Raw genomic sequence first — 24,866 nt, forward strand, 5'->3', positions numbered from 1 at the left:
CATCCCCGCGCCCTGGCCCAGGACGAGCCGGAGCACGTCCGCGGGCCGGGCGCCGAGCGCCATCCGGACGCCCAGCTCCCGCGTGCGCTGGGAGACCCGGAGCGAGACGACCCCATAGAGGCCGTAGGCGGCGAGCAGGACGGCGAGGAATGCAAAGCCGCCGAGCAGCCCCAGGACGAGCCTGCGCATCGCCAGGGACTGCGAGATGACCTGGTCCAAGGTGAGCGCCCGATAGACGGGCACGGTGCCATCCACGCGGCGGATGGCCTCCCGGATGGCTGGCAGCAACGTCTCCGGCGGCACCGAGGTGCGCGTCACCAGGACGAGCCCGTCATCGCCCCAGGGCCTGCCATGGGGGACGTGGAACTCGGCGAGGGGTTCGCGCTCCAGCCCCGCCTGGCGGACATCACCCACGACGCCGACGATGGTGTACGACGTCGCCCCGATGAGGAGCCGCTGGCCCAGGGCGCCTCCCGCCGGAAAGTGCCGACCGACCAGGGCTTCGTTGACGATGACCACGCCGGGCTGGTCTGGCGCGGCGTCCAGGGACGTGAAATCGCGCCCCTGGCGCAGAGGGATGCCCATGGCGGCGAAGTAGCCCGGACTGGACGCACGGCGCTCGGCGCGGGGTTCGTCGCCGGGCGCTGGCAGAGTGGCGCCTTCGACCTGATACCGGGCGTTGTTCCAGGCCCGTTGGATGGGGAGCACGGACGTCATGCCCGCCGCGGTGACGCCCGGGAGCGCGCGAACCGCCTCCAGCACGGGCTCCAAGAGCCGTCCCGGCAGCTCCGCGTCCAGGCCGCCCTCATTGAAGAACCGGTCGTCTGGGATGGACAGATGCAGCGTGAGCACCTGGCCGGGGACCAGTCCGGAGGAAGTCCCCAGCAGGTGCAGGAAGCCGCGTCCGAGCAGGCCCGCGCCGACGAGCAGCACCAGCGATAGGGCGATCTCCACGACCACCAGCGAGGCCCCCAGGCGACGGCCGAAGCCCGGCACCGTGCCGCCATCACCCGCGGCGGCGAGCCCGCCACGGATGTCCAGCCGGGAGACCTGGAGGGCCGGAAGCAGCCCGAAGGCCAGGCCGCTGACGCTGGTGATTCCGAAGAGGAACAGGAAGGCCGTGCCGTCCAGCGCGATGTCTTGACGCCGGGGCAGGCGCTCCGGAGCCAGGGCCAGCAGCGCGTCCAGTCCCCAGCGCGCCAGCAATGCGGCCAGCGCGCCGCCCAGCAGCGCCAACAGGAGGCTTTCGACCAGGAGCTGCTGGACGACCCGGGCCCGGCCGGCCCCCAGCGCCAGACGAACGGCCAGCTCGCGCCGCCGGGTGCCCGCACGGGCCAGCAGCAGATTCGCGACGTTCGTACACGCGATGAGGAGCACCAGCGCGACGGCACCGAACAGGACCTGGAGCGGCGCACGCCAGGACTGTGTCTGGCTTTCGTCGAGCGGGATGACGCGGGCGCTCCGATCCCGGTGGGATTCCGCCTGGGCCGACGCGGAGTCCGCGGCGACTTGCTTCAACTGAGCCTCGGCGGAGGCCAGCGAAACACCTGGCGCCAGCCGGGCCCGGAGGGTCAGCACCGTGGACCGGGTCCGGGCGGCGGCGTCCGGCGGCGCCACCAGGGGCAGCCAGACGTCCGTGGACGCATCGAAAGAGGCCGGCATCACGCCGATGACGGTGTGGGCCAGGCCGTCCAGGCTCACGGAACGGCCGAGGACAGCCGGGTCAGCGCCGAAACGGGCTCGCCAGAGACGCTCGCCGAGGACCGCGACCGGGGCCTGGCCGGGCAGGTCCTCGTCGGAGGCGAAAGTCCGGCCCAGCAAGGGCGGCACGCCATGAACCGTGAAGAAATCTGCCGTTCCGCGAAGGGCCTGGAGGCGCTCAGGCGCCTCCGAGTCCTGGAGCGTGACGCCGCCGCCCGTGAACGCCGCCATGTGGGCGAAGGCCGGGCTGTGTTGGCGCCAGGCCCAGAACGTCGGCCAGGACACCGGGCCGCCATAGCCCTGGGGGCGCACCTCGACGAGGCTGACCAGCCGCTCGGGCTCCGCGTACGGCAGCGGCCGGAGGAGGACCCCGTGGACCACGCTGAAGATGACGGCGTTGGCGCCAATGCCCAGCGCCAGGCACAGCACGGCGGCCGCGACGAAGCCGGGGGAACGGCGGAACGTGCGGAGCGCGAAGCGAACATCCGCGGCGAGCGAATCGATGAAGGTCATGGCGGGCGTCAGGGGCGGAGAGCTTGCCGGAAGCGACTGCAATCGACGGACCCGAAACCGGCCCGGACGGCCCAGAAACCAGGGCGGGGAACGGCCTGAATCGACCCCAGGTTCCGCGCCCACTTAGTTTACATAACGCATGTTATCGGACCTTCTTTCATAGAGGGAGAGGCCTCGTTGTGGACGGTTATCCGCGGCCCCATTGCCACCAACCCACGGCCCGGCTGGCTGGCCGGCACTCGGTGCTTTCCGGCCTTCACTCCGGCGCATACGGTGGTCAGCACATGCGTCTTCTTCGATTCGGACTCGTCGCCGCCACCTGCTGTGGCGCTCTCGTCCTCTCGGGTTGTCCCGACAAGCCGGCCGCCGTTCCGGACTCCGGCGTCGCCGAGGCGCCTCAGGCCCCCGCGCCGCCACCGCCGACCCGCTTCTCGCTCAGCTACCAGGCCTTGCCTGACGCGCCGGTCGCGGCAGCCGCCAATGACGCGGGCGTCGCCGACGACGCTGGAGTCGCTATCGCGGGCCTCAAGGAAATCGCCGCGGCCCCCGATGACGTCTCCGTCATCGAGCCCACGACGCTCCTGGAGCTCCGGACGACCCGCCCGCTCAAGAACTACCGCGTGCGCCTGTTCGACGAAGCCGACCGGGCCATGGTGTCTGATGACGACGTCGAGGAATCCGAGGCCGGCCTCGTCTACCGAATCCAGCTGCCGCAGCCGCTCAAGTCCGGCTTCAAGTACACCCTGGTCGTGGAGGCGCAGACTGGCACCGCGTTCACCGACGGCCTGGGCCGTGACGTCGACGAGTTCCGCCAGGCCCTTCAAATCGCTGGCGAAAAGGAAAAGCCAGCCCCGCCGCCCAAGCCCGCCGGCAAGAAGAAACGCCGCTGAGCCTGGGCGGTCCGGGACAGACTTTGACTCAGCGATCCGCGACCGGCGGCAGGCCGAGTGAGTTCTTCAGCTCCCGCAGCTTGGCCTGGATGAGCTTCATGTTCTGGGGCCCCATGCGCAGCAGATGCTTCTGCGCGGTGCTCAGGTCCTCGAGCTCCGGCGCCGCATAGGCATAGAGCGCGCCCTCCGGCACGACTTCCACCGGGCCTTCCTGCGCGGGCACCTTGAGCAGATGTTGGATGGCCGCGCTCAGGGAGCTGCTGAACGTCTGTCCCGGCGGCGCAATCTCCGCGTGGGCCTGGTCAATCGCCGGCTTCAGCTCGCGGTACACGCTGGCCGCGGCCTGCGTGTCGATGGAGCCCATCACGCGAGCCACGGTGTCGTAGCGCGCGTAGCTGGCCGGGTCGATGACCGTGGTGCCGTCCACCTGGGTCACCTGGAAAGCCCCCGTGGGCGCCAGGAACCCGAGCACCGTGCGCGGGCTCGAACCGTCCGCGATGTTGTTCACCGCGGCCGTGAAGCGCCGGACCAGGTCCTTCTCGTTCATCCACCGCGCGAGCTCGGGTTCAGGCGAGAGCTGGCTCGCCAGGCTGCGGACCTCGGCGTCCCGCTCCGGCAGCGACGTTTCTGGCATCGTCGGGGGTGCCGCGGCTGTCTCGCCAGCGGGCTCCGTCGGAACCACGGGCACCTCCGCCGGACGCGACTCCTGACGCCGCAGACCAAAATACGACGCCACCAACGCCAGGCCCGCCAGCCCCAGGACGACGGCCAGCGTCTTGCCCTTGGAGCGCGGTGCGGATTCGGGAACCTCGGCCGGCGTCGGATTCGTCGGGTCGTTCATTCATTCCTCCGTAGGTGGACCCTTCAACCTACAAACGCCCCCCCAGGTCATTCCACCGGACCGCGCCACTTCGCGCGCGCAGATGTTCACCGTCCGGTACTCACGCATGCACGGCTGCTTCCAGGACGGCGAACCGGGCACAGTCACCCTGCCCGCTCAGCCGTCCTGTTCCATGGCTCGGACGCGAGCAAGCGTCTGCAAATCCCGCTCGGTCGGCCCCAGCTCCAAGATGATGCGGCTCACGTCGTAAAGCACGTCGCCACGCTCGAAGACTGGCAGCCGGGGAACATCCTGGTTCAGCTCGTCTGCGCCGCGGTTGTACGCCACGTCCATCAGCGTCCGGAGCTGGAAGGCATCGTAGAGGTTGTACTCGACGAGGAACCGGAGGGCCTCCACGTCACCTCTGCGCTGGTACGCGCGCCACAGCAGCACCGCGTCGTAGCCATTCACGCCCTTCATGTGGGGCGGACGCTCGGCGCCAATCTTCCCTTCGATTTCCTTCAGCCCGCCGCCCATGCCCAGCCGCCGCGTCACGAACCGCAAGTCGATGTGCGCGTCCGGCACCGGAAAGTGCCCCGGGCCGAAGTAGTTACGCAGGACGGGCACGTCGAAGCACGAGCCGTTGAAGGTCACCCACAGCCGGCGCGCCGCCATGGCCTCCGGCAGCGCGTCCATGTTCCGGCCCTGGATGAAGACGTGAAGGCCCTTCGAATCGAACAGGCTCACCACCGTCGGCGCCTGGGCCTCTCGGCCGTCCGTCTCGATATCGAAATAGACGGCGTCGTCCTGGAACTCCGGGTACAGCCGCCAGTGCTCCCGGCTGGGGAGCAACTCCGCCAGCTTGCGCAAGTCCCGGCGGGCCAGCGCGTCCTTCGCCTCGGCGATGCGCGCCCGCGCCACGTCGTCGGACTTCCGGTTGATCGCCACCCCCTGGCCCGCTTCCGGAAAGTCCTCCCAGGTGCGGATGCCGCGGGACCACAGGTCCTTCTCCCGCCAGGGGCCGACGCTGGGGATGTGCTGGAACGTCCGCTGCAGCATCAATCGAGCGCGCCCAACCTTCCCGCCACCAGGTCGTCCAGGAGCGGGATGTCCGCCTCGCAGAACGGCAGTGACTGCATCTGCGCTGGCGTGTGGAACGCCAGCGCATGGGCGCCCAGGGGCCGGGGCTCACCCGAGACAATCCGGGACAGGTACAGCACCAGCTCCACCGTCAGGTCCGGGTAGGTGTGCTGGCCTTCCCAGAGCCGCCGGCCCACGGCGAGCTCCACGTCCAGCTCCTCGCGGCACTCACGGGCCAGCGCGGCCTCGTCCGTCTCCCCGGCCTCCACCTTGCCGCCGGGGAACTCCCACAGCAAGGCGCGGCTTCCACCGGGGAGCCGCTGCTGCACCAGGAACTGACGTCCATCCTCCGGCCGCGGAATCAGCGCCGCGACCACGCGGACCGTCCTGCGAGCCGGCGCCGTCACCCGTCAATCCCGTTCATGTCCAGGGAGTACAGGTAGCCGTTGTTCGACAACACGAACAGCTGCCTGCCCGCGACGAAAGGCGGCGCGGTGACGCCGCTCCCGGGGTTCCACGACACGCGCGAGCGCCCCGTCTTCGGCTCCAGGAACAGCAGCGAACGGGACGTGGGCACGAGCAGCATTCCCTGGGCGAACACCGGAGCGAAGGCCGCTCGGTCCCCCAGGGGGTGCGACCAGAGGAGCCGTCCCGTCTCCGCCAGGTAGGCATCCACCCGGCCGTCGCCCGAGGCGAAGAGCACCTGGCCACTCACCAGCAGCGATGTCATGCCGGCCACGGAGGTGTTCCACACCAGGTCGCCCGACTCCGACTCGAGCGCGAAGATGCCGCTCTTGTACGACGTGACGTAGAGCTGCCCGTTGGCGTCCATCACCGGGCTGCTGTCCACGTCCAGGAACTCGGAGCCCGGACCGGACAGCGAGCGCTCCCAGGTGACGCCGCCGTCGTCGACGCTGAGCGCCACCACGAAGCCGTCGGAGAAGCCGATGTAGGCCACGCCTTCGCGCACCAGGGGCCGCGAAGCGCCGCGGACGGTGAAGCCGGTGGGTGGATCCCGGCGGTACTGCCAGGCCCACTGCCCATCCGCGAGCTTCACCGCGAAGAGCGTATCGCTCTCCGAGGCCACGAGCACCAGGCCGTTCACGACCACGGGCACCGTGGCCAGGGCCTCGCCCGCGACGTACTTCCACTTCTCCTCGCCCGAGGCGACGTCCAGCGCGTACAGCACGCCGTCACCGCCCGGAATGTAGGCCACGCCGTCCACCACCCGGGGCCCGGCGCTGAAGCGGCTGCCCGTCTTGTACGTCCACTTCACCTGGCCGTCGGGACCCACGCCGCGGGCGAACCCGTCCCGCGTGAGCGCGACGGCCGTCCGGCTGACGGCGTCATAGGCCGGCGTCGCCGTCTCACGCGGCCCGTACTCCAGCGTCTGCGCGGGCGCGAGCGGCGTCCACCAGTTGACGGAGAAGTACTCCAACGGCGTGTTCGACGGCGGCCGGGGCAGCTCCGGATTGCCGTAGTACCGCGCGCCGCTGCAGCCGCCCAGAAGCCCTGCCGCCACGGCGCCACCCAACCAACGCTTCCAGCTCACGAGCCGCATCGTCATGGCGTGTGTTTCTAACCTGCGTCCGGAGCGGGTGCAGCCGCCGGAGCCTCCGGGGCGGGAACCTTCACACCTTCGGAGGCCAGCACCGCCAGGCGCTCACCGGCCTGACGCGCAGCCGCCGTGTTCGGCTGCGCCGTGGTCAGCTTCGACAGCACCTGGGCCGCCTCTTCCTTCTTGCCCAGGAGGATGAGCATCCGGGCCTTGTGGTAGTCGCCCATGCCCAGCAGGAACGGGCCCCCCGCGGCGCCCATCTGCTCGAAGGCCTTGATGGCGTCCTCGTACTTGCCGTCCGCCTCGAGCGCGTAGCCCTGGCCCTCGAGGGCCTCCGCGCGGAGCGGATCGTTCTGGGGCGCGCCCTTGAGGTACTCGCCGAAGGCCGCCTGCGCCGCGGCGTAGTTGCCCAGCCGGAACTGCGCCTTGCCCTCGGCCAGGGCGGCCGTCGCCGCGGACGGGGTGCCGCCGTGCGCGGCGCGGAACTCGCCCAGCGCCTTCACCACGGCCTCGTCGCGCTCCTTCACCGTCTTGAAGGGGGGCTCGGTCTCACCGGGCTGCGCGGGCTCCACGCCCTCCACGGGCCGGTCGAGCACGGTCAGCGCCTGTCCCAGCGCCTGGGCGGCCTTCTCCTCGCCGCGCTTGGACACCTCGCTGGCGATGGCGACGCCCACGCCGCCCAGGATGAGCACGCCCGCGGCGAGCCCGATGATCTTCTGGCGCTGCGCAAGCCAGTCGCTCGCCTCGGTGCCCGCCTTCTGGAAGGTGTCCGGCTGGCTGAGCTCTTTCTGGCGAATCTTCTCGGTCTTGGTGGTTCCGGCCACGTCTGGAAACCTCTTTTAAAGAGCGGCGCACTGTATGGAGCGCGCGCCGCGAGTGTCAACGCACTGACGCCTCAGCGCTTCCCCTGGCGCTGCGGCCGCTTGCGGGCCTCGCGCTTGGCCTGCCCGGGCCGGCCCTTGAAGATGAGCCGGATGGGCACGCGCAGGTCGAACGTCTTGCGCAGCTGGTTGGTGATGTACCGCCTGTACATGTCCGGAACGCCGTCCGGATGGTTCACGGTGATGGTGAAGGTCGGCGGCGCCGCGGCCACCTGGGCGATGTAGTACATGCGCAGCGGCTTGCCCCGGACGATGGGCGCCGGGTGGTTGTCCACCATGTGCTCCAGCAGCCGGTTGAGCTGCGGGGTGGGCGCCCGGAAGCGGAACTGGTCGGCGAGCTCCGTCGCCACGTCCACGACCTTCTCCACCTTGGAGCCCGTCAGCGCGGAGGTGAAGAGGATGGGCGCGTAGCCCACGAACTTGAGCGAGTGCTTGAGGGACTCGCGGAAGGTCTCCTGGCGGCGCTGGTCGGCGCCCACCAGGTCCCACTTGTTCACCACGATGACCAGGGCGCGGCCCCGCTCCTCGGCCAGGCCCGCCAGCTTGGCGTCCTGGTCCACCGCCGGCTCCATGGCGTCCATCAACAGCACCGCCACGTCGCTGCGCTCCATCACCTTGAGCGCGGCCACCACGGAGAACTGCTCCACGCGCTGGGCAATGGACTTCTTGCGCCGGATGCCCGCCGTGTCGGTGAGCAGCAGCTTGCGGCCCTTGTACGTGAGCTCGGAGTCCACCGGGTCCCGCGTCGTGCCCGCCACCTCGCTGGCCACCACCCGCTTCTCCTTCAGGATGGCGTTGACCAGGGTGCTCTTGCCCACGTTGGGCCGGCCGATGATGGCCATGCGGATGATGCCGTCGTCTGGCGGCGCCTCCGCGTCCTCGCCCTCTTCCTTGGGCGGCAGCCTGGCCACGACGGAGTCGAACAGCTCCTGCATGCCCAGGCTGTGCTCGGCGGACAGCGCCTGCACGTCGCCCAGGCCCAGGCGGTAGAACTCACCGGCCAGCGCCTGCATCTGCCCGGACGTGTTGTCCAGCTTGTTGGCGGCCAGCACCACCGGCTTGCCGCTCTTGCGCAGGTAGTTGGCCACGGCCTCGTCCGCGGGCGTGAGGCCCGCCCGGCCGTCGGTGACGAAGACGATGACGTCGCACTCGTCCACGGCCAGCTGCGCCTGCTCCCGCACCTGCTGGAGGAGCTGATCCTCGTCACCGGGCACGAAGCCGCCGGTGTCGATGAAGGTGAACTTGCGGCCTTCCCACTCCGCGTCCGCGTAGTGGCGGTCCCGCGTCACGCCGGGCTCGTCCTGCACCAGCGCGACGCGCCGGCCCACCAGCCGGTTGAACAGCGTGCTCTTGCCCACGTTGGGGCGTCCGACGATTGCGACCAGGGGCTTCATTTCAGTCGTATCCCAGCTTCTTGAGGCCTTCGGGGCGCTCGCTCCAACGCGGTTCCACGCGGACGCGCAGGTCCAGATACACGTGCGCGCCCAGCAACCGCTGCACGGACTTGCGCGCGTCGGTGCCAATGGTCTTCAGCATCTGCCCCTGTTTGCCGATGATGATGGCCTTCTGGCTGTCGCGCTCCACGAAGATGGACGCGGCGATGCGGATGAGCCCGCCCAGTTGGTTCGGCGGCGTGCCCGGCCGGGGCTCGCGCTCGGATTCGTCGAAGATGTCCACCACCACGGCCGTGGAGTACGGAATCTCCTGGCGGCAGTGCCGCAGCACCTGCTCGCGGATGTACTCGGCCGCCAGCACGCGCTCCTGCTGGTCGGTGAGCATGTCCTCGTCGAAGACATTCTCGCCTTCCGGCAGGTGCTCCAGGACGGTGTGGAACAGCCGCTCCACCCCGTCCTTCTCCCGGGCGGAGATGGGGACCACCTCCGCGAAGGGGAACTCCTGGCGGTACAGGTCGATGAGGGGCAGCAGCTGCCCCTTGGCGACGCTGTCGATCTTGTTGATGACCAGGAAGGTCGGCTTGCCGATCTTCTGCAGCCGCTCGAGGATGGCGCGGTTGCCTGGGCTCACCTCGGGCTTCTCACTGGCCGGCGGCTCGATGAGGAAGAGGACCAGTTCCACCTCCTCCGCCGCCTGGAGGGCCACCTCGACCATGTAGCGGTTCAGCTCGCCCTTGGCCTGGTGGATGCCCGGCGTGTCGATGAACGCCACCTGCCCTTCCGGACGGGTGACGACGCCGAGGATGCGGTTGCGCGTCGTCTGCGGCTTGGGGGAGACAATGGCGATTTTTTCGCCGGTCAGTGCATTGAGCAGCGTGCTCTTGCCCACGTTGGGGCGCCCGATGAGGGCGGCGAAGCCGCTGCGGTGTGTCTTGGGGGGGGCCATTGCTTCGGAGGTGATCTGGGACGCCGCGCACCGCGGAGGCCCGAAAAGGGAACGTCTGGACAGCGCCTATACCAGCCCACCGCCCGTCCGGTCATGCCAGGACGGGCGGCGAGTGGACAGGCTACGGCTGGGTCGTGGAGATGGTCAGCTTGTTGATGACGACATCCTGGCGCGGGCGGTCCCGCCCGTCGCGCGGCGCGCCGGCGATCTTCTCCACCACGTCGTAGCCGCTGAGCACCTCACCGAAGATGGTGTGCTTGTTGTTGAGGTAGGTCGGCTTGGACGTGGTGATGAAGAACTGGCTGCCGTTGGTGTTAGGGCGGCCGACGTTCGCCGTGGCCAGCAGGCCCACTTTGTCGAAGGTCCGGCCGCTCTGGTACTCGTCCTCCACGTTGAAGCCCGGGCCACCGCTGCCGCTGCCGGTGGGGTCTCCGCCCTGAATCATGAAGCCCGGAATCACGCGGTGGAAGATGATGCCATCGTAGTAGGGGCGCTGGGTCTTCTCACCCGTCTTCGGATCCTGGAAGGGCAGCTCGCCCGTCGCCAGGCCCACGAAGCTGCTCACCGTCTTCGGCGCGTCCTTCGCGAACAGCTTCACCACGATCTGCCCCTCCGTGGTGTCGAAGGTGGCGTAAAGGTCATTGCCCGCGCGGGCCTCGTCCAACATTCCCATGCTACCCTCCCGTGTGGGGACCCGTCCGAAGACGAGCCCGGTCATGTGTCACGGCCTTGGTGAAACCGTCTTCGCGCCCGCGTCCTTCTGGGGCGCCGCTTCCTTGCTCGCCGCGGGGGCCGTCACGCCCTTGGGAGCCTTGTCGCCCAGCAGCACGCGGGTGAGTACCACCGCGGTGCGCGGGCGGTCCCGGTTGTCCCGGGGCACGTTGCTGATCTTCTCCACCACGTCGTAGCCGCTGAGCACCTCACCGAAGATGGTGTGCTTGCCGCCCAGGTGCCTGGGCGTGGAGGTGGTGATGAAGAACTGGCTGCCGTTGGTGTTGGGCCCCGCGTTGGCCATGGCCAGCAGGCCCGGCTTGTCGAAGGTCCGGCCGCTCTGGAACTCGTCCGCAAAGCGGTAGCCCGGGTCGCCGAAGCCGCTCCCCGTGGGGTCTCCACCCTGAATCATGAAGCCTGGAATCACCCGGTGGAACACCGTGCCGTCATACAGCGGCTTCTTGGCCATCTTCTCCGTCTTCGGGTCCCGCCATTCCTTCTCACCGGCGGCCAGCCCCACGAAGTTGGCCACCGTCCTGGGCGCGTCCTTGGCGAAGAGCCGGACGACGATGGCGCCCTCGCTCGTCTGGAGCGTGGCGTACAGGTCCTTGCCGGCCGCGGCCTTCCGCGTCCACTTGCCGGAGTCAGCGGCGAGGACGGAGCCCGCCAGCAGGCAGGTCACCAGCGCGAGCGTCTTTCGGAGGGAGGCGGGGGGCATGTCGGCGCGGCACCTTACGCGCCGCCCCCTGCCCCATCCAAGGGGTTTCACGCCGGGGTGTCGTGTCGTGGCGTTCCGGGCGGGGGGGAGGTGGGACACGCGGCGTCTTCCCGCAGCTTCTCCAGCGTCGCCTGCGCGGCGGACTGCTCCGCCTCCTTCTTGCTGCGGCCGGAGGCCCGGGCGAAGGCCGTCTCCCCCAGCATCAGCTCCACCTCGAACACCTTGGAGTGTTCCGGACCGGACTCGGAAACCACCCGGTAGCGGGGCTGGAGCTTGAGCCGCTCGTGGGCCAGCTCCTGGAGCAGCGTCTTGTAGTCGAGCCGCCCCTGGCCGTTGGAGACCTCGTCCAGCAGGTCCGCGAAGTACCGGTCCACCAGCGCCACCGCGGCGTCCAGCCCGCTGGTGAGGAACACCGCGCCGAAGACGGCCTCCAGGGCGTCCGCCAGGACGGAGTTCTTCTCCCGGCCGCCGGACATGAGTTCGCCCCGGCCCAGCAGCAGCAGGTCGCCCAGGGGAATGGTCCGGGCCACGCGGGCCAGGCCATCCTCGTTGACGACGCGGGCGCGCATCTTGGTCAGGTCGCCTTCGGGCAGGCCGGGGCAGCGCGCCATCAACCGGTGGCTGACAGCCAGGTTGACCACCGAGTCGCCCAGGAACTCCAGGCGCTGGTTGTCCTTCAGCTCCTTGTCCCGCGTCTCGTTGACGTACGTCTTGTGCGTCAGGGCCTCCAGCGCCGTCTCCATCCGGGAGAAGCTCAACCCCAACCGCGACTCCAGCAACTGAACCCGCTCCAACGGGCTCATCTTGTCCGCACCACTCAACGCATCACTCCTGAGGCGCGTCCGGGCCCACCAGCCTCACGGCCGCGGGAGGGACCCTCAGCAGGTCCGCCACCATCCGCACGATGCCTGGAAACTCATCCAGTTCGAACCGCCCCGCCCACTCCTTCCCCTGGGGACCCGCCAGCAGTCCCCGGAAGGTGCGACCCGCCACCCTCGCGGCGGCGAAGCGGTACGGACGGCCCTCCACCTGCAACTGCGCCAGCAGCTCCAGGCTGCTACGAGGAGGCACCAACGCCTCCGCGCCGAACTTCTCCACGATGTCGGAGAAGCGCACCAGCCCGGCGCCCACTGGCGCGGCCTGCGGGCGGCTCGCCGGCTCTCCAAAGAGCGCGACCAGGTAGCCCGTCAGCGCCGCGCGCTCGCGGAACTCCGACAGCTCCAGCGTGTGGCCGCTGCCCGTGGGAAGGTCTTCTTTTCCCCGGGCCACGCGGGCCACGCGGAAGTTGCCCAGCCGGTCCGACACCAGCGTGACGACCAGCTCCCCGTCCACCACGTCCGTGGCCAGCTCCAGCGTCTCCGGCTCCACGCGCGGCGTCAGCCCCAGCACCTGGAGCTCCGCCGAGCGGCGCTGGACGTGGAAGATGTGCTCGTTGAACGCGTCCGCGAGCAGCGCCTCGATGTCGGCCACGTCGCTGAGCGCGCCCACCAGGATGGGCGCCAGCCCCACCACTGCGGGCGGCGCGATGGGGATGAGACGGTCCCCCATCACCTGGAAGGTCACCTCCGGGATGAACGCCCGGGTGACGGGATTGACCAGCGGGGACGACTCCAGGTCCAGCACCGCCTCGGTGCCGGCCGCGTCCTCCCGCAACTGCAGCCCGAGGCCTTCCAGCCGCGCGGTGTCCATCAAGCCCCTTTGAAGGTTTCTCGGGCGATGATTGTACGCTGGATCTCGCTGGTGCCCTCGCCGATCTCACACAGCTTGGCGTCGCGCAGGTAGCGCTCGACGGGGAACTCGCGGGTGTAACCGTACCCACCGTGGATCTGCACGGCCTTGTTGCACGCCCGCATGGCCGCCTCGGAGGCGAACAGCTTCCCCATGGAGGCCTCCCTCGAATAGGGCTTGCCCTCGTCGGCCAGCTTCGCCGCGCGGTGGACCAGGAGCCGCGCGGCGTCCAGCTCCGTCTTCATGTCCGCCATCATCCAGCGCAGGCCCTGGAACTCGCTGATGGGCTGGCCGAACGCGGTGCGCTCGCGCGAGTAACCAATGGACTCCTCCAGGGCGCCCCGGCCCAGGCCCACCGCCAGCGCGCCAATGGTGATGCGGCCGCGGTCCAAAATCTTCATCGTGTCGATGAAGCCGTGGTCCAGCTCGCCCACGCGAGCCGAGTCCGGCAGCTCCACGTTCTCCAGGATGAGCTCGGCCGTGTCCGACGAGCGCATGCCCAGCTTCCCGTGGATGGGGCGCTGGCTGAAGCCCGGCTGGCCCTTCTCCAGCAGGAAGGCGGTGATGCCCTTCTGTCGCTTCTGCGGCGAGGTGACGGCCAGCACCACGAACACGTCCCCCACCGTGCCCTGGGTGATGAACATCTTCGCGCCGTTGAGCACCCAGCCGTCGCCCTTGCGCACGGCCGTGGTCTTCATGCTCGACGCGTCCGAGCCGGACCCGGGCTCCGTCAGGCCCCACGCGCCCAGGTACTCACCGGTGGCGAGCCTGGGCAGGTACTTCTGGCGCTGCGCGTCCGAGCCGAACACGCGCAGGTGGCTGGTGCCCAGGCCATTGTGGCTGGCCACCGTCAGCGCGAGCGAGCCGTCGTAGCGGGCGATCTCCTCCACCGCCACCGCCACGGCGAGCGAGTCCATGGCCGCTCCGCCGAACTCCTCGGCGACCAGCATGCCCATCACTCCAAGCTGCCCCAGCTCCCGGACGACCTCCATGGGGAACTTCTCGTCCTTGTCCCACTCGCGGGCATACGGCTTCACCCGCCGTTCGCAGAAGTCACGGAGGGAGGACTGGAGGGCGCGATGGCTTTCAGGAAGGTCAAAATCCATGGTCAGCAGGATCTATAGCAGACGGCCCAGGCGCAGCCCGGGCCTTGGAGGTGGGGTAACGCTACCTACTCAAACCGGATAGACGCCGTGTTTCTTTTCCGCACGGGGCTGCTGCCGCTGCGAGTAGACGCCGTAGCGCTGGGTGAGCTCTTGACGCAGCCGGTCACCCGGGACGATGTCGTCAATGACGAGCTCGCTGGCCAGCTTGTAGATGTCCACGTCCTGCTTGTACTCGTCGCGCAGCTTCTGGACGTAGGCGGGCCGCTCGGCCTCCGGCAGCTCTTGAATCTTGTTGTAGTAGACGGCGTTCACCGCCGCCTCCGGGCCCATGACGGCGATCATCGCGCCGGGCAGCGCGATGGTGGCGTCCGGAGCGAAGCCGGGGCCGCTCATGGCGTAGAGGCCGGCGCCGTAGGCCTTGCGGACCACCACGCAGATACGGGGCACGCTGGCCTCGGACACGGCGGAGATCATCTTCGCGCCGGCGCGGATGATGCCCGCGCGCTCCACCTTGGTGCCAATCATGAAGCCCGGCACGTCCGCCAGGTAGAGCAGCGGGATGTTGAAGGCATCACACAGCCAGATGAAGCGGGCCGCCTTGTCCGCGCTGTCAACGAAGAGCACGCCGCCCTTGTACTTGGGCTGGTTGGCGACGATGCCCACCGGGCGGCCGTCGATGCGGGCCAGGCCGGTGACGAGTTCCTGGGCGAAGAGCTTCTTCACCTCGAACCAGCTGCCCTCGTCGATGAGCTCGTTGATGAGCTCATGCATGTTGAAGGGCTTGTTCTGGTCGACGGGGACGATCTCCTCCACCTTCTTGCCGCTGGCCTTGGGGGCCTTGGGCTCGGCGCGCGGCGGCGTCTGGGAGAAGTTCTCCGGGAAGTAGCCGATGTACTTCTTCGCCGCCTCGATGGCCTCCTGCTCCGTCTTCACCAGCACGTCGCCCACGCCGGAGACGGAGCAGTGCATCTTCGCGCCGCCCATCTCCTCCAGGGTCACCTTCTCACCGATGACCATCTCCGCCATGCGCGGGCTGCCCAGGTACATGGAGGCATTGCCTTCCACCATGATGACCAGGTCGCAGAACGCGGGGATGTACGCGCCACCGGCGGCGGACGGCCCGAAGAGCAGGCACACCTGCGGCACGAAGCCTGACATGTGCACCTCGTTGTAGAAGATGCGGCCGGCGCCCCGGCGACCGGGGAACATCTCCACCTGGTCGGTGATGCGGGCACCCGCCGAGTCCACCAGGTAGAACAGCGGGCAGCGCAGGTCGCGGGCCGTCTCCTGGATGCGGAGGATCTTCTCCACCGTGCGGGCGCCCCAGCTCCCGGCCTTCACCGTGGAGTCGTTGGCCATGATGGCCACGGTGCGCCCGGCCACCTTGCCCACGCCGATGACGACCCCATCCGAGGGCAGGTCCGGGTCCAGGTTGTTGGCGAGCTTCGCGTCCTCCACGAAGGAGCCTTCATCCACCAGCAGGCGGATGCGCTCGCGGGCGAAGAGCTTGCCCGCCTCCGTGTTCTTCGCGTGGTACTTCTGCGAGCCACCCTTCTCCACCTGGGCGATCTTCTCCAGCAGTCTCGAGTCTTGGGACATGGCCCGTGGCACATAGCAGAAAGGGCTACGGCTGGCTGCCTTCTCGCTGGGGGACCGGCGCGGCGTGACAGGCAGACGACGCACCGCACAGAACAGTCCCCGCGGGGGATGCCGCTCCAGGCTCCCCTGCCTACCTTGGTGCGTAACGGGGGCGCGCTCGCGAGTGACGCGCACCCGGCAACCATCGGGCCCAGGAGGGACGCATGTTCGCAGCGAAGAAAGGCAAGTGGATGGCCAAGGGAATCGCCCGGAGCGACCTGTACCGCAAGTGGCTGGCCCACAAGCTCATCAATGACCTGCCGCGCGTGGCGCGGAACCGCTGGGATGACTTCGAGCCGGATGACGTGCTGCGGCATGTGGGATTGACGACCTACAAGCCGGCGCGCGCGGGCCTGGGCAGCCTGGGCGTCTTCCTCCTCGGCGTGGCCGCGGGTGGCGTGGCGGCCCTGCTGATGGCCCCGAAGACGGGCACCGAGCTGCGGACCACCGTGAAGGACAAGGCCTCCGCCTACATGAACAAGCAGCACGTCAACCTGGGCCAGGAGCGCACCGCGAACGCCTGAGCGGCGCGCGCGGCCTTCGGGCCATGACGTGATGAACCTTCGGGGACGGGGCACCGGCGCGGACCGGGCCTTCCGTCCCCGACCTCTTTCGTGCGGGCTAGCGGCCCTTGTAGACGGGGGCGCGCTTCTCCGCGAAGGCGCGCAGGCCCTCCAGCCGGTCCTCCGTCTTGAGGATCTCCTCGTACTTGCGCAGCTCCAGCGCCAGCGCGTCGTCCAGCTCCAGGCCCGTGCCCTCGTCGATGGCGTGCTTGGCCGTGGCCACGGCGATGGGCGCGTTCTCCACCACCGACTCCGCCACCCCGTACGCCACGGCCAGCAGGTGGCCCTCCGGCGCCAGCCGGTTCACCAGGCCCACGCTGAAGGCCTCGGCGGCGTTGACGCGGCGGGCGGTGAGGATGAGGTCCTTGGCGCGGCCCGGACCCACCAGGCGCGCCAGGCGCTGCGTGCCTCCGCCGCCGGGGATGATGCCCAGCTTCACCTCGGTGAGGCCCAGCTCCGCGGCCGGGGCCGCCACGCGCAAGTCACACGCGAGCGCCAGCTCCGTGCCACCGCCGAAGGCCGCGCCGTTGATGGCGGCGATGAAGACGCAGTCGCTCTTCTCGAGCGCGCGGAAGGTGCGGCGCAGTCCGTCCAGGAAGGCGCGGACCTCGTCCTCGGCCATGGTGGCGCGCTCCTTCAGGTCGGCGCCGGCGCAGAAGGCCTTGTCGCCCGCGCCGGTGATGACGACGGCGCGCACGTCTCGATTGGAAGACACGCGGGTCACCAGCTCGCCCAGCTCCTTCAGCATGGCGCGGCTGATGGCATTGCGGCGGCTCTCGCCGTCGATGGTCCAGATTTCGATGGGACCGCGTGCGTCGACCTTGAATTCCGGCATGTTCGCTCCCCTTTCCCGGCCTGGCAGGCGGGCTGCGCTGGGCCGCGGCAGAGTGCGTCCATAAGCCGGGTCTGGCAAGGCGGAAACGGTTAGCATGGGAGACATGGCCACGCCTCCGCGCTTCATCTCGCACCGACTCTCCCGGTGGGCCCCCTGGCTGCCCGCCATCGCCTACGTGGCGCTCCTGCTCCCGCTCGAAGCCCTGGGGCGCGGCGGCGGCGGCGAGCACTACTCCCGCCCCTCGTCCGGCAACGGCGGGGGCCGCGGCGGCGGAGACGGGGACGGCGTCGCGCTCTGGGTCGTCTACCAGCTCTTCAGCCTCGTCTGGCGCTACCCCAAGGTCATGCTGCCGATGCTCTGCGTGGGCGGCGTCGTGTACTGGCTGTACCGCCGCAACCTGCACCCGGACGCCACCACGAAGCGCGCCCTGGAGCAGCGCGAGGCCTATCAGCGCACCCAGGTATCCCCGCGTGACGTGCAGGGCTGGGTGAACGCCCTCCGGCTGAAGGACCCCGCCTTCGCGCTGGAGCCGATGCTGGAGAAGACGAAGTGGCTGTTCATGGAGCTGCAGCAGGCGTGGTTCCTCCGGGACATGACGCCGGTGCGGCCCTTCCTGTCGGACGCCACCTTCCAGCGCTTCGGTGTCCAGTTGGAGCTGATGCGCGCGCAGGGCGTGCGGGACGCCATCACCGACTTCGAGGTGCTGGAGCTCCAGCTCATCGGCCTGGACCAGAGCCCGTGGTTCGACAGCATCCACGTCCGGGTCCACGCGCGGATGCGCGACACCGACGTGCCCGTGTCCTTCACCGACGCGCAGGCCACCGAGGCCGCGCGCAAGGCCCCCAACGAGGCCTTCACGGAGGTCTGGACCTTCGTGCGCAAGCCGGGGGCGCAGACGCGCGTGGGCGCGGACCTGTTCCAGGGCAAGTGCCCCAACTGCGGCGCGCCCTTCAACGGCGGCGCGGCCAACACCTGCGAGTTCTGCGGCGCGGTGGTGAACTCCGGCAACTACGACTGGACGCTGTCCGAAATCACGCAGGGCATCGAGCACGCGCCGTACCACAAGACGGTGGACGGGCTGATGCAGGCGCGCGAGGCCGACCCGGCGCTCAACCTGGAGATGCTGGAGGACCGCGCGTCGCTGCTGTTCTGGAAGTGGATTGACGCGCAGAGCCGCCGGGACATGAAGCCGCTGGCCAAGGTGGCCCGGGCGGACCTGGTGCAGGGGCTGGAGTCGGAGCTGGAGGCGCTGGGACGGCAGGGCCGCCGCCGCATGTTCCTGGAGTGCGCCGTGGGCTCCGCGGACGTGCGCGCCTTCCAGGTGAATCCCCAGGGAGACGACGTGGCGCACGTGGAGCTTCGCTGGAGCGCGCGCATGGGCATCGGGGCCGTGAAGGAGCCGCCCTCCTCCCGGGCCACCGTGCCCCAGCGCCACATCTTCACGCTGACGCGCAAGCACGGCGCGAAGACGAACACCGCCAACGGCATGTCCACGGACCGCTGCCCGCAGTGCAACGCGCCGCTGACGAACAGCGCCGCCACGGACTGCGAATACTGCGGCACGCCGCTGTCCACGGGTGAGCGCGACTGGGTGCTCGCGGAGGCGCGCACGTTCGAGGCGTGGAACGCGGACGAGGACGCGCGGTTCCGGACCCTCCCCCCACGCCGGGCCGCGCCGCGACAGGGCATGGGTGGCCCGGCCGCTGCGCCCCGGCCCGAGGACGCGGTGATGGATGTCCAGGAGCGGCAGCGCCTGCTGTACATGATGGCCGCCATCGCCGCCGCCGACGGCGAGGTGACGTCCGCGGAGCGCAAGCTGCTGAAGCTGTGCGCGGAGCGCTGGGGCGTGGTGTGGGACAACGTGGAGCTGGCGCTGAGCATGGGGCCCCAGCTCTTCGACCGCCTGGCGGCGAAGGGCAGCCCCGAGGCGGAGGTGTTCCTGCGCAACATCGTGGAGATGGCGCTGGTGGACGGCCGCATCGACCGCAAGGAGCGGCGGATGCTGGAGCGCGCCGCCGCCCACCTCGGGCTTGAGGACCGGCTGGCGTCGTTGATTGACGGGCGGTAGGGCCCCTCCCTGGAGCACCTCGCGCCCGAGCGTCGCCTCGGGCGCGAGCGCCGGAAGCGTCAGGAGCGGTGCGCCGCCCCGCCACCGGGCGCCGCGTCCCCTTCCGCGCCCTGGTAGGTCTCGATGACGCCGTGGACGCGGCCTGTCACCACGCGGAGTGTCTGAGCGGCGGTGGTCGTCTGCTCGACCCGCCCCAGCGTCTGCTTCATCATCGTGGACAGCTCATCCACCGCGCCGGAGATCTGCGCCACGCCCGCGGCCTGCCGCGCCACCGCCGCTGAAATCTGCTGCACCCCGTCGGTGCTGGTGCGCAGCATGGTGGACAGGCCGCGCAGGCGCTCCCCCGATGCGCGCACCACCTCGATGTCCTGTGCCATCCGGTCCGCGCCCTTCAGGGAGAGCTCCACGACGTGCTGGAGCGACTGGTGCGCGGTGTCCAGGATGCCGCTCACCTGCCCCGCCGCCCGGACGGATTGCCGCGCGAGCCGCCGCATCTCCGTGGCCACCACCGCGAAGCCCTTGCCGTGCGCCCCCGCGCGCGCCGCCTCGATGGCCGCGTTCACCGCCACCATGTGGGACTGGTCCGCCAGGTCCTTCACCGCCAGCGTGACGCTGGAGAGCCGCCGCGTCTGGCCGTCCAGGCCGCGCAGGAGCCCGGCCATCTCCATGACCTGCGCGCGGATGGCCTCCAGGCCCTCCATGCTCTGGCCCAGCATGGCCTCGGCGTCGGCCCCCACGTCCCCCGCCTGGAGTGTGGAGGCGAGGATGGCGTCCGCCTGACGCGAGGCCGTGGACGACGCCCGCTGCATCTCGTTCGTCGCCGCCTGCGTCTGCGTGAGCGCCGCGGACTGACGCGACAGCATCGCGCGCTGGTCATCCGTGCTCGATACGAGCGAATGGGTCGCCTCCGTCAGCGCCCGCGCCGAGTCCACCAGCGGCTCCACCACCCGCGTGCGAACCTCCCCCTGGGACAGCTCCAGCCACGCCTGCCGCGCCGCCAGCTCCCGGGCATCCTTCACCGCGCCGCGCCCGCCAATCACGAGGAACACGTTCTCGAACACCACCCAGGCGATGTGCTCCCACGCGCGCCAGGGACTGGCGGCCTCCACGCCGAAGATGGACACGGGCCAGTACAGGCCGCGAAGCAGGTGGTCCGCCGCCACCAGCGCCGAGTACAGGAACAGCACGCGCACGTCCCGGTACATGGCCAGCAGCGCCAGGGTGCCGAAGATGTGGAAGTGCGTTTCGATGCGCCCATCCGTCAAGTGGATGAGTAGCCCCGACACCAGCGCCTGCGCCGTGGCGATGACGAACCGCGTGGCCTCCCGCCCCGGCAGGGTCCACGCCATGGCCACCGGCAGGCTCGCCAGCAGGGTCCCCAACCCCGCCGCCGCCCAGACGTGGGGATGGACCTGACTGGACGTCCCGCTCCAGGTCCGAGGGGACAGCAGCAGGGCCACCACCAGCCCGGCGATCCACTGAAGCACCATCAGCACGGCGAACATCCGGTCCGTGCGGCGGCCCAGCGCCTCCTGGTTCGCCTCGAACAACGACCGCGAACGTCGCGCGAGGACGTCGGCATCGAGCGAAACGTTCATCCGGCACTTCCTGTCGAGGCAGCAGGTGGGGTTGAAACGACCCCAAGCCTATCCGCGCATCACCTCGAAGCGTAAGTCCGGACGGAATTTTTCAATGATAACCGACTACTAGGACTACTGGGTGCATCGCGACCCCCGTGCTTCACGGAGCCCGCTCACGTCTGGGCCCGGCGGGTGGCCTTCTTCTCGCGCTCGCCCAGGGCGGCCTGGAGGTACTTGCCCGCCAGCTTCCGGCCGATGAGCTCCTGGGCAATCTCCCCGGCCTCCACCAGCCGGTCCAGGTTGATGCCCGTGTCCACGCCCATGCCATGGAGCATGAAGACGGCGTCCTCGGTGGCCAGGTTCCCCGCGGCGCCCGGGGCATAGGGACACCCCCCCAGGCCGCCGATGCTGGCGTCGAACGTCGTCACGCCCGCGGACAGGCCCACCAGCGCGTTCGCCAGCGCGGTGCCGCGCGTGTCGTGCAGGTGCAGCGCCAGCTTCTCCACGGGGACGTGCTTCAGCAGCGCCTCCAGGAGGTTTTCCGTCTGGCGCGGCGTGCCGATGCCAATCGTGTCTCCCAGGCTGAGCTGGTAGACGCCCGCGTCCACGAGCCGCCGGCAGATGTCCACCACGCGCTCCACCGGGACGTCGCCCTCATAGGGGCAGCCCCACACGGTGGACAGGTAGCCGCGCACGCGCATGCCCGCCTGGAGCGCGGAGGCCGTCACCTCGCGCGCGCCCACCACGGCCTCGGCGATGCTCTTGTTGATGTTCTTCTTCGAGTGCGCCTCGGAGGCGGAGATGAAGACGGCGGCCTCCTCCAGGCCCGCGTCCTTCGCGCGCGCCAGGCCCTTCAGGTTGGGCACCAGCGCGGAGAACACGACGCCCTCGCGCCGGCCCACCAGCCGCAGCAGCTCCTCGGCGTCCGCGAGCTGGGGAATCCACTTGGGTGACACGAACGACGTCACCTCGATGCGCTTCTCCCCCGCGGCCACCAGCGCGTTGATGAGGCGCGCCTTGTCCCGCGTGGGCAGCGTGCGCAGCTCGTTCTGCAAGCCGTCCCGGGGGCCGACTTCGTAGACGTCGACCTGCCTGGGCAACTGGCCCAGCCAGCCCAACCTCGCCCTGGAGTGTTCCTTCAGCTCAGCCATGGCGCCGCTCCGCTCCCACAATCAGGTCGGTTGACTGCGCGTCCAGCGGCTCACCCGCCAGGCCACCGTGCACCCAGACAACGGAAAACCCCGTGCTTTCCAACAGCCGCACCCAATCCGCAAGGGGATAGTAACGAAGGGAATAGGATGCGCGCAGGCATCGTCCCTCCGGGGAGGTCAGCGTCCGCTGTCCCTCGTCCCGCCCCGTCGAGGCGTCGAAGCAGCTCTCCTCCTCCAGGACGCTTCCATCCGGCAGCGTCTCGCGGAAGGCCGCCCGGGGGGACGCCGCCAGTCGCTCAAACGGCACCGTCTGGAACACCCACCGTCCTCCTGGCCGCAGCACGCGCGCGACCTCGCGGAGGATGTGCATGTGCTCGCCATCCGTGAAGGCGGCCAGCGTCGAGTACCAGGCATAGGCCCCCGCCAGGGACGCCTCGCGAAACGGCAGGGACCGCAAGTCTCCCTGGACCGCCGGGAAGCCCGGGCGCCGCATGGCCAGGGACAGCGCGTCCAACTCCAGCCCGATGACGCGCCCCGCCAGAGGCCCCGCTGCGTTCAACCGCGCCGCGTGACGGCCATGACCGCACCCCAGGTCCACCACCGGCGCCGGCCCCGCCACGTCCGCGAAGGCCCGGGCCAGGTAGTCCACCTCGCGCGCGGTGACGGCCTCCGACAGGAACGGCAGCGTGCTGCGCAGGTAGAGCTCCCCGAAGAAGCTCATCGCGACGGCAGGCCCGCGCGCAGGCGCCGCACGGCTTCGTCCAGCACCGCCTCCGTCTTGCAGAAGGCGAAGCGGGCCAGCCCCTGCCCCAGGTGCCGGTGCTGGGGGCCATAGAAGACGCTGGGCGGAATGGCCGCCACGCCCACCTCGGACACCAGGTGGCGGCAGAAGGCCACGTCATCGGCGAAGCCCTGGCGCGCGATGTCCGCGAGGATGAAGTAGCTGCCCTCCGGGGCGAACGCCGTCAGCCCGGCCTCGCGCAGCCCGGTGAGCAGCCGCTCCCGCTTCGCCGCGTAGGACGCCGTCAGCGCCGTGAAGTACGCGTCCGGCAGCCGCAGCGCCTCCGCCATGGCGGCCTGCAGCGGCGCGGCGGTGGCGAAGGTCACGAACTGGTGGGCCCGCTGCACCGCGTCCCGCAGCGGCGGCGGCGCGATGACCCAGCCCACCTTCCAGCCCGTGAGGCTGAACGTCTTCCCGCCACTGCTCACCGTCACGGTGCGCTCGGCCAGCCCGGGCAGCGTGGCCGGACGCAGGTGGCGCGCGGGCGCGAAGACGATGTGCTCGTACACCTCGTCGGAGAGGACCTTCACGTCGAACTCGGCGCACAGCTCGCCCAGGAACGTCAGCTCGTCGCGGGTGAACACCTTCCCCGTCGGGTTGTGCGGCGTGTTGAGGATGAGCAGCCGGGTGCGCGGACCGAAGGCGGCGCGGACCTCGTCCCGGTCGAACCACCACTGCGCGTGGTCCGCGTCCGGCGGGCGCAGCGGCACGAAGCGCGCGGTGGCCCCCACGAAGGTGATGTTGGCGTCGTAGGAGTCGTAGAAGGGCTCGAAGGCCACCACCTCGTCGCCCGGGTCCACCAGCCCCAGCAGCGTGTCGAGGATGGCCTCGGTGGCGCCGCTCGTCACCGTCACCATGGTGTCCGGGTCCACCGCCTGGCCGTGGAAGCGCGCCGAGTGCTCGGCGATGGCCACGCGCAGCTCCCGGGCGCCCGCGCCCATGGCGTACTGATTGCCCCCGTCGCGGATGGCGCGCCGCGCTGCTTCCTTGATGGCCTCTGGGCCGTCGAAGTCCGGGAACCCCTGCCCCAGGTTCACCGCGCCGTGGCGGGCGGCCAGGGCGCTGAACTCGGAGAAGACGGTGGTGGCGAACCGGGTGACTCGCTGCGCGGCTACGGGCCTGGACATGGACGTCGGCTCCTCGCGCCGCGAACCGGCCGGGCGCTCAGGGCCTGACGATAGCGTCCACCGGCACGGAACGCGCGTCCTTCACCACTTCCCGCTGGCGGGCCGCCCGGGAGACGCCCAGCGCCAGCCCCGTCACCACCATGACCATGGGCACCGCGCAGAGCAGGTCCGTGGCGTAGTGGAAGCGGCCCACCAGCGTGGCCGCGATGAGCCCCAGGCCCGGCAGCAACATCACCCAGAAGACGCGGCGGGAGAACCGCCACGCGTAATACAGCACCAGCAGCGTGGCGCCGGTGTGTCCCGACGGGAAGCAGTCACGCGCGAACAGCGGCTTGCGCATGAGCGAGTCCAGCAGCGGCGTCAGCGTTCCACGCAGCGGCCCATCGAACGCGTCGATGAGGAAGTAGCGTGGCCCCACCGCGGGCACCAGCACATAGGCCGCGTAGTTGAGACAGAAGAGCAGCCCCAGCGCGGTGAGGTACTCGTTGTACTCCGCGCCGCCCGGGCGCCGGTAGAGCACCAGCCCCATCACCAGCGCCCAGATGAAGTGGCCGTAGTAGCAGACCAGCAGGATGTCGTTGAGCCACGCCGGGACGACGCGCGACAGCACCACCGCCGCCTGCATGCCGAAGAGCCGCTGGTCGGCCGCCACCAGCTGCGCGTCCTTGAGGAGGGGGTTCACCGTGTCCACCACGGGAGCCAGCCAGTCATGCGTCAGCACCGCCGTGGGCAGCAGCCACCAGTCCGCGAGGACGTGGAGCCACCGGTGCCCCGGGAATGACGCGGCCAGCGTGCGGAGCACGAGCGGCCCCACGCCCATCAGCGCGAACAACCCCGCGCAGCGCAGCGCCCCCGGCGCCCAGCGGCCCGGCCCCAGCAGGAGCAGCGCCGCCAGCGCGCAGGACACGACGACGATGAGGTCCACGGTGGTCAACTGGACCCGCACCTCACCACCGCGAACGCTTTGGGAAACCCAGGCACTCACGCCGACTTACGCTCCCCCGGCGGCGCGGCTCGCGCGCCAGAATCGCCGAGTTCGAGGCTCTGAACGACCGCCCCCTTCCCCGCCCTGTCTCT

At 70.0% G+C, this 24,866-nt stretch carries 23 protein-coding genes; 3 read left to right on the top strand and 20 right to left on the bottom strand.

What is annotated here, in order from left to right; translation table 11 throughout:
• On the bottom strand, nucleotides 1-2,214 hold a 2,214-nt coding region (locus HV824_RS26140; protein WP_176424499.1), incomplete at its 3' end, for an ABC transporter permease.
• 284 nt (nucleotides 2,215-2,498) lie between these two features.
• Here HV824_RS26140 and HV824_RS26145 point away from each other — a divergent pair.
• Complete coding sequence (locus tag HV824_RS26145; RefSeq protein ID WP_176420362.1) at nucleotides 2,499-3,104, top strand: hypothetical protein; 606 nt, start codon at nucleotides 2,499-2,501, stop codon at nucleotides 3,102-3,104.
• A gap of 28 nt (nucleotides 3,105-3,132) precedes the next feature.
• Here the strand turns inward: HV824_RS26145 and HV824_RS26150 are convergent, their stop codons facing one another.
• From HV824_RS26150 to HV824_RS26210, 13 genes are all read right to left on the bottom strand, one after another.
• Nucleotides 3,133-3,945 (bottom strand): DUF3014 domain-containing protein, encoded by an 813-nt coding sequence (locus HV824_RS26150; RefSeq protein WP_176420360.1) that lies wholly within the window; start codon nucleotides 3,943-3,945, stop codon nucleotides 3,133-3,135.
• Between the two features lie 156 nt (nucleotides 3,946-4,101).
• Nucleotides 4,102-4,983, bottom strand: a complete 882-nt coding sequence (locus HV824_RS26155; protein WP_176420358.1) for a ribonuclease H-like domain-containing protein — start codon at nucleotides 4,981-4,983, stop codon at nucleotides 4,102-4,104.
• Nucleotides 4,983-5,411 carry a (deoxy)nucleoside triphosphate pyrophosphohydrolase gene (locus HV824_RS26160; RefSeq protein WP_368738107.1) on the bottom strand — a complete coding sequence of 143 codons (429 nt, stop codon included), beginning with the start codon at nucleotides 5,409-5,411 and terminating at the stop codon, nucleotides 4,983-4,985. Before HV824_RS26160 ends, HV824_RS26155 begins: the two co-directional genes overlap by 1 nt.
• A complete protein-coding gene (locus HV824_RS26165; protein ID WP_176420356.1) occupies nucleotides 5,408-6,571 on the bottom strand; it encodes a PQQ-binding-like beta-propeller repeat protein in 1,164 nt (387 codons plus the stop codon). Before HV824_RS26165 ends, HV824_RS26160 begins: the two co-directional genes overlap by 4 nt.
• 11 nt (nucleotides 6,572-6,582) lie before the next feature.
• The gene (locus HV824_RS26170; protein ID WP_176420354.1) at nucleotides 6,583-7,386 is read right to left on the bottom strand and encodes a tetratricopeptide repeat protein; all 804 of its coding nucleotides are present in this window, start codon (nucleotides 7,384-7,386) and stop codon (nucleotides 6,583-6,585) included.
• Nucleotides 7,387-7,457: 71 nt separating this feature from the next.
• Nucleotides 7,458-8,837, bottom strand: coding sequence for a ribosome biogenesis GTPase Der (gene der, locus HV824_RS26175; RefSeq protein WP_176420352.1), 1,380 nt, complete (start codon nucleotides 8,835-8,837; stop codon nucleotides 7,458-7,460).
• A 1-nt stretch (nucleotide 8,838) separates the two neighbouring features.
• The gene (gene era / locus HV824_RS26180) at nucleotides 8,839-9,783 is read right to left on the bottom strand and encodes a GTPase Era (RefSeq protein WP_176420350.1); all 945 of its coding nucleotides are present in this window, start codon (nucleotides 9,781-9,783) and stop codon (nucleotides 8,839-8,841) included.
• Nucleotides 9,784-9,904: 121 nt separating this feature from the next.
• Nucleotides 9,905-10,501 carry a peptidylprolyl isomerase gene (locus tag HV824_RS26185; RefSeq protein WP_176424500.1) on the bottom strand — a complete coding sequence of 199 codons (597 nt, stop codon included), beginning with the start codon at nucleotides 10,499-10,501 and terminating at the stop codon, nucleotides 9,905-9,907.
• Nucleotides 10,502-10,504: 3 nt separating this feature from the next.
• Nucleotides 10,505-11,212, bottom strand: a complete 708-nt coding sequence (locus HV824_RS26190; protein WP_176420346.1) for a peptidylprolyl isomerase — start codon at nucleotides 11,210-11,212, stop codon at nucleotides 10,505-10,507.
• Between the two features lie 47 nt (nucleotides 11,213-11,259).
• The gene (rnc, locus tag HV824_RS26195; protein ID WP_176420376.1) at nucleotides 11,260-12,015 is read right to left on the bottom strand and encodes a ribonuclease III; all 756 of its coding nucleotides are present in this window, start codon (nucleotides 12,013-12,015) and stop codon (nucleotides 11,260-11,262) included.
• A gap of 22 nt (nucleotides 12,016-12,037) precedes the next feature.
• Nucleotides 12,038-12,901, bottom strand: coding sequence for a hypothetical protein (locus tag HV824_RS26200; protein WP_176420345.1), 864 nt, complete (start codon nucleotides 12,899-12,901; stop codon nucleotides 12,038-12,040).
• A complete protein-coding gene (locus tag HV824_RS26205; RefSeq protein WP_176420344.1) occupies nucleotides 12,901-14,046 on the bottom strand; it encodes an acyl-CoA dehydrogenase family protein in 1,146 nt (381 codons plus the stop codon). The genes HV824_RS26200 and HV824_RS26205 overlap by 1 nt, the downstream gene beginning before the upstream one ends.
• 69 nt (nucleotides 14,047-14,115) lie before the next feature.
• Nucleotides 14,116-15,645: an acyl-CoA carboxylase subunit beta gene (locus tag HV824_RS26210; RefSeq protein WP_176420342.1), complete on the bottom strand. Its 1,530-nt coding sequence runs from the start codon at nucleotides 15,643-15,645 to the stop codon at nucleotides 14,116-14,118.
• 203 nt (nucleotides 15,646-15,848) lie between these two features.
• Here HV824_RS26210 and HV824_RS26215 point away from each other — a divergent pair, with 203 nt between their 5' ends.
• Entirely contained in the window at nucleotides 15,849-16,208 is a 360-nt protein-coding gene (locus tag HV824_RS26215; RefSeq protein ID WP_176420340.1) for a YtxH domain-containing protein, read from the top strand.
• A gap of 97 nt (nucleotides 16,209-16,305) precedes the next feature.
• Here the strand turns inward: HV824_RS26215 and HV824_RS26220 are convergent, their stop codons facing one another.
• The gene (locus HV824_RS26220) at nucleotides 16,306-17,082 is read right to left on the bottom strand and encodes an enoyl-CoA hydratase-related protein (protein WP_176420338.1); all 777 of its coding nucleotides are present in this window, start codon (nucleotides 17,080-17,082) and stop codon (nucleotides 16,306-16,308) included.
• A 103-nt stretch (nucleotides 17,083-17,185) separates the two neighbouring features.
• Here HV824_RS26220 and HV824_RS26225 point away from each other — a divergent pair, with 103 nt between their 5' ends.
• Nucleotides 17,186-19,150 carry a TIM44-like domain-containing protein gene (locus HV824_RS26225; RefSeq protein WP_176424501.1) on the top strand — a complete coding sequence of 655 codons (1,965 nt, stop codon included), beginning with the start codon at nucleotides 17,186-17,188 and terminating at the stop codon, nucleotides 19,148-19,150.
• Nucleotides 19,151-19,209: 59 nt separating this feature from the next.
• On the opposite strand, the gene HV824_RS26230 is transcribed toward HV824_RS26225, so the two are convergent.
• The 5 genes from HV824_RS26230 to HV824_RS26250 all read right to left on the bottom strand — a co-directional run bounded on the left by HV824_RS26230 (nucleotide 19,210) and on the right by HV824_RS26250 (nucleotide 24,714).
• Complete coding sequence (locus HV824_RS26230; protein WP_176424502.1) at nucleotides 19,210-20,748, bottom strand: methyl-accepting chemotaxis protein; 1,539 nt, start codon at nucleotides 20,746-20,748, stop codon at nucleotides 19,210-19,212.
• Between the two features lie 155 nt (nucleotides 20,749-20,903).
• Nucleotides 20,904-21,881, bottom strand: a complete 978-nt coding sequence (locus tag HV824_RS26235) for a hydroxymethylglutaryl-CoA lyase (protein ID WP_176424503.1) — start codon at nucleotides 21,879-21,881, stop codon at nucleotides 20,904-20,906.
• Complete coding sequence (locus tag HV824_RS26240; protein ID WP_176424504.1) at nucleotides 21,874-22,602, bottom strand: class I SAM-dependent methyltransferase; 729 nt, start codon at nucleotides 22,600-22,602, stop codon at nucleotides 21,874-21,876. The genes HV824_RS26235 and HV824_RS26240 overlap by 8 nt, the downstream gene beginning before the upstream one ends.
• Complete coding sequence (locus HV824_RS26245) at nucleotides 22,599-23,789, bottom strand: aminotransferase class I/II-fold pyridoxal phosphate-dependent enzyme (RefSeq protein WP_176420328.1); 1,191 nt, start codon at nucleotides 23,787-23,789, stop codon at nucleotides 22,599-22,601. Before HV824_RS26245 ends, HV824_RS26240 begins: the two co-directional genes overlap by 4 nt.
• A 37-nt stretch (nucleotides 23,790-23,826) precedes the next feature.
• A complete protein-coding gene (locus HV824_RS26250; RefSeq protein ID WP_368671017.1) occupies nucleotides 23,827-24,714 on the bottom strand; it encodes a phosphatase PAP2 family protein in 888 nt (295 codons plus the stop codon).
• Nucleotides 24,715-24,866: the final 152 nt, after the last annotated feature.

The sequence above is a fragment of the Myxococcus sp. AM009 genome, assembly GCF_013372605.1.
GTDB classification, from domain to species: Bacteria; Myxococcota; Myxococcia; order Myxococcales; family Myxococcaceae; genus Myxococcus; species Myxococcus vastator.

Excerpts from the sequence above, each read along its gene's own strand:
- HV824_RS26145 (WP_176420362.1), top strand. The coding sequence starts at position 2,499 with ATGCGTCTTCTTCGATTCGGACTCGTCGCCGCCACCTGCTGTGGCGCT.
- HV824_RS26150 (WP_176420360.1), bottom strand. The coding sequence starts at position 3,945 with ATGAACGACCCGACGAATCCGACGCCGGCCGAGGTTCCCGAATCCGCA.
- HV824_RS26155 (WP_176420358.1), bottom strand. The coding sequence starts at position 4,983 with ATGCTGCAGCGGACGTTCCAGCACATCCCCAGCGTCGGCCCCTGGCGG.
- HV824_RS26165 (WP_176420356.1), bottom strand. The coding sequence starts at position 6,571 with ATGACGATGCGGCTCGTGAGCTGGAAGCGTTGGTTGGGTGGCGCCGTG.
- der (WP_176420352.1), bottom strand. The coding sequence starts at position 8,837 with ATGAAGCCCCTGGTCGCAATCGTCGGACGCCCCAACGTGGGCAAGAGC.
- era (WP_176420350.1), bottom strand. The coding sequence starts at position 9,783 with ATGGCCCCCCCCAAGACACACCGCAGCGGCTTCGCCGCCCTCATCGGG.
- HV824_RS26185 (WP_176424500.1), bottom strand. The coding sequence starts at position 10,501 with ATGACCGGGCTCGTCTTCGGACGGGTCCCCACACGGGAGGGTAGCATG.
- HV824_RS26190 (WP_176420346.1), bottom strand. The coding sequence starts at position 11,212 with ATGCCCCCCGCCTCCCTCCGAAAGACGCTCGCGCTGGTGACCTGCCTG.
- rnc (WP_176420376.1), bottom strand. The coding sequence starts at position 12,015 with ATGAGCCCGTTGGAGCGGGTTCAGTTGCTGGAGTCGCGGTTGGGGTTG.
- HV824_RS26200 (WP_176420345.1), bottom strand. The coding sequence starts at position 12,901 with ATGGACACCGCGCGGCTGGAAGGCCTCGGGCTGCAGTTGCGGGAGGAC.
- HV824_RS26205 (WP_176420344.1), bottom strand. The coding sequence starts at position 14,046 with ATGGATTTTGACCTTCCTGAAAGCCATCGCGCCCTCCAGTCCTCCCTC.
- HV824_RS26210 (WP_176420342.1), bottom strand. The coding sequence starts at position 15,645 with ATGTCCCAAGACTCGAGACTGCTGGAGAAGATCGCCCAGGTGGAGAAG.
- HV824_RS26215 (WP_176420340.1), top strand. The coding sequence starts at position 15,849 with ATGTTCGCAGCGAAGAAAGGCAAGTGGATGGCCAAGGGAATCGCCCGG.
- HV824_RS26220 (WP_176420338.1), bottom strand. The coding sequence starts at position 17,082 with ATGCCGGAATTCAAGGTCGACGCACGCGGTCCCATCGAAATCTGGACC.
- HV824_RS26225 (WP_176424501.1), top strand. The coding sequence starts at position 17,186 with ATGGCCACGCCTCCGCGCTTCATCTCGCACCGACTCTCCCGGTGGGCC.
- HV824_RS26230 (WP_176424502.1), bottom strand. The coding sequence starts at position 20,748 with ATGAACGTTTCGCTCGATGCCGACGTCCTCGCGCGACGTTCGCGGTCG.
- HV824_RS26235 (WP_176424503.1), bottom strand. The coding sequence starts at position 21,881 with ATGGCTGAGCTGAAGGAACACTCCAGGGCGAGGTTGGGCTGGCTGGGC.
- HV824_RS26240 (WP_176424504.1), bottom strand. The coding sequence starts at position 22,602 with ATGAGCTTCTTCGGGGAGCTCTACCTGCGCAGCACGCTGCCGTTCCTG.
- HV824_RS26245 (WP_176420328.1), bottom strand. The coding sequence starts at position 23,789 with ATGTCCAGGCCCGTAGCCGCGCAGCGAGTCACCCGGTTCGCCACCACC.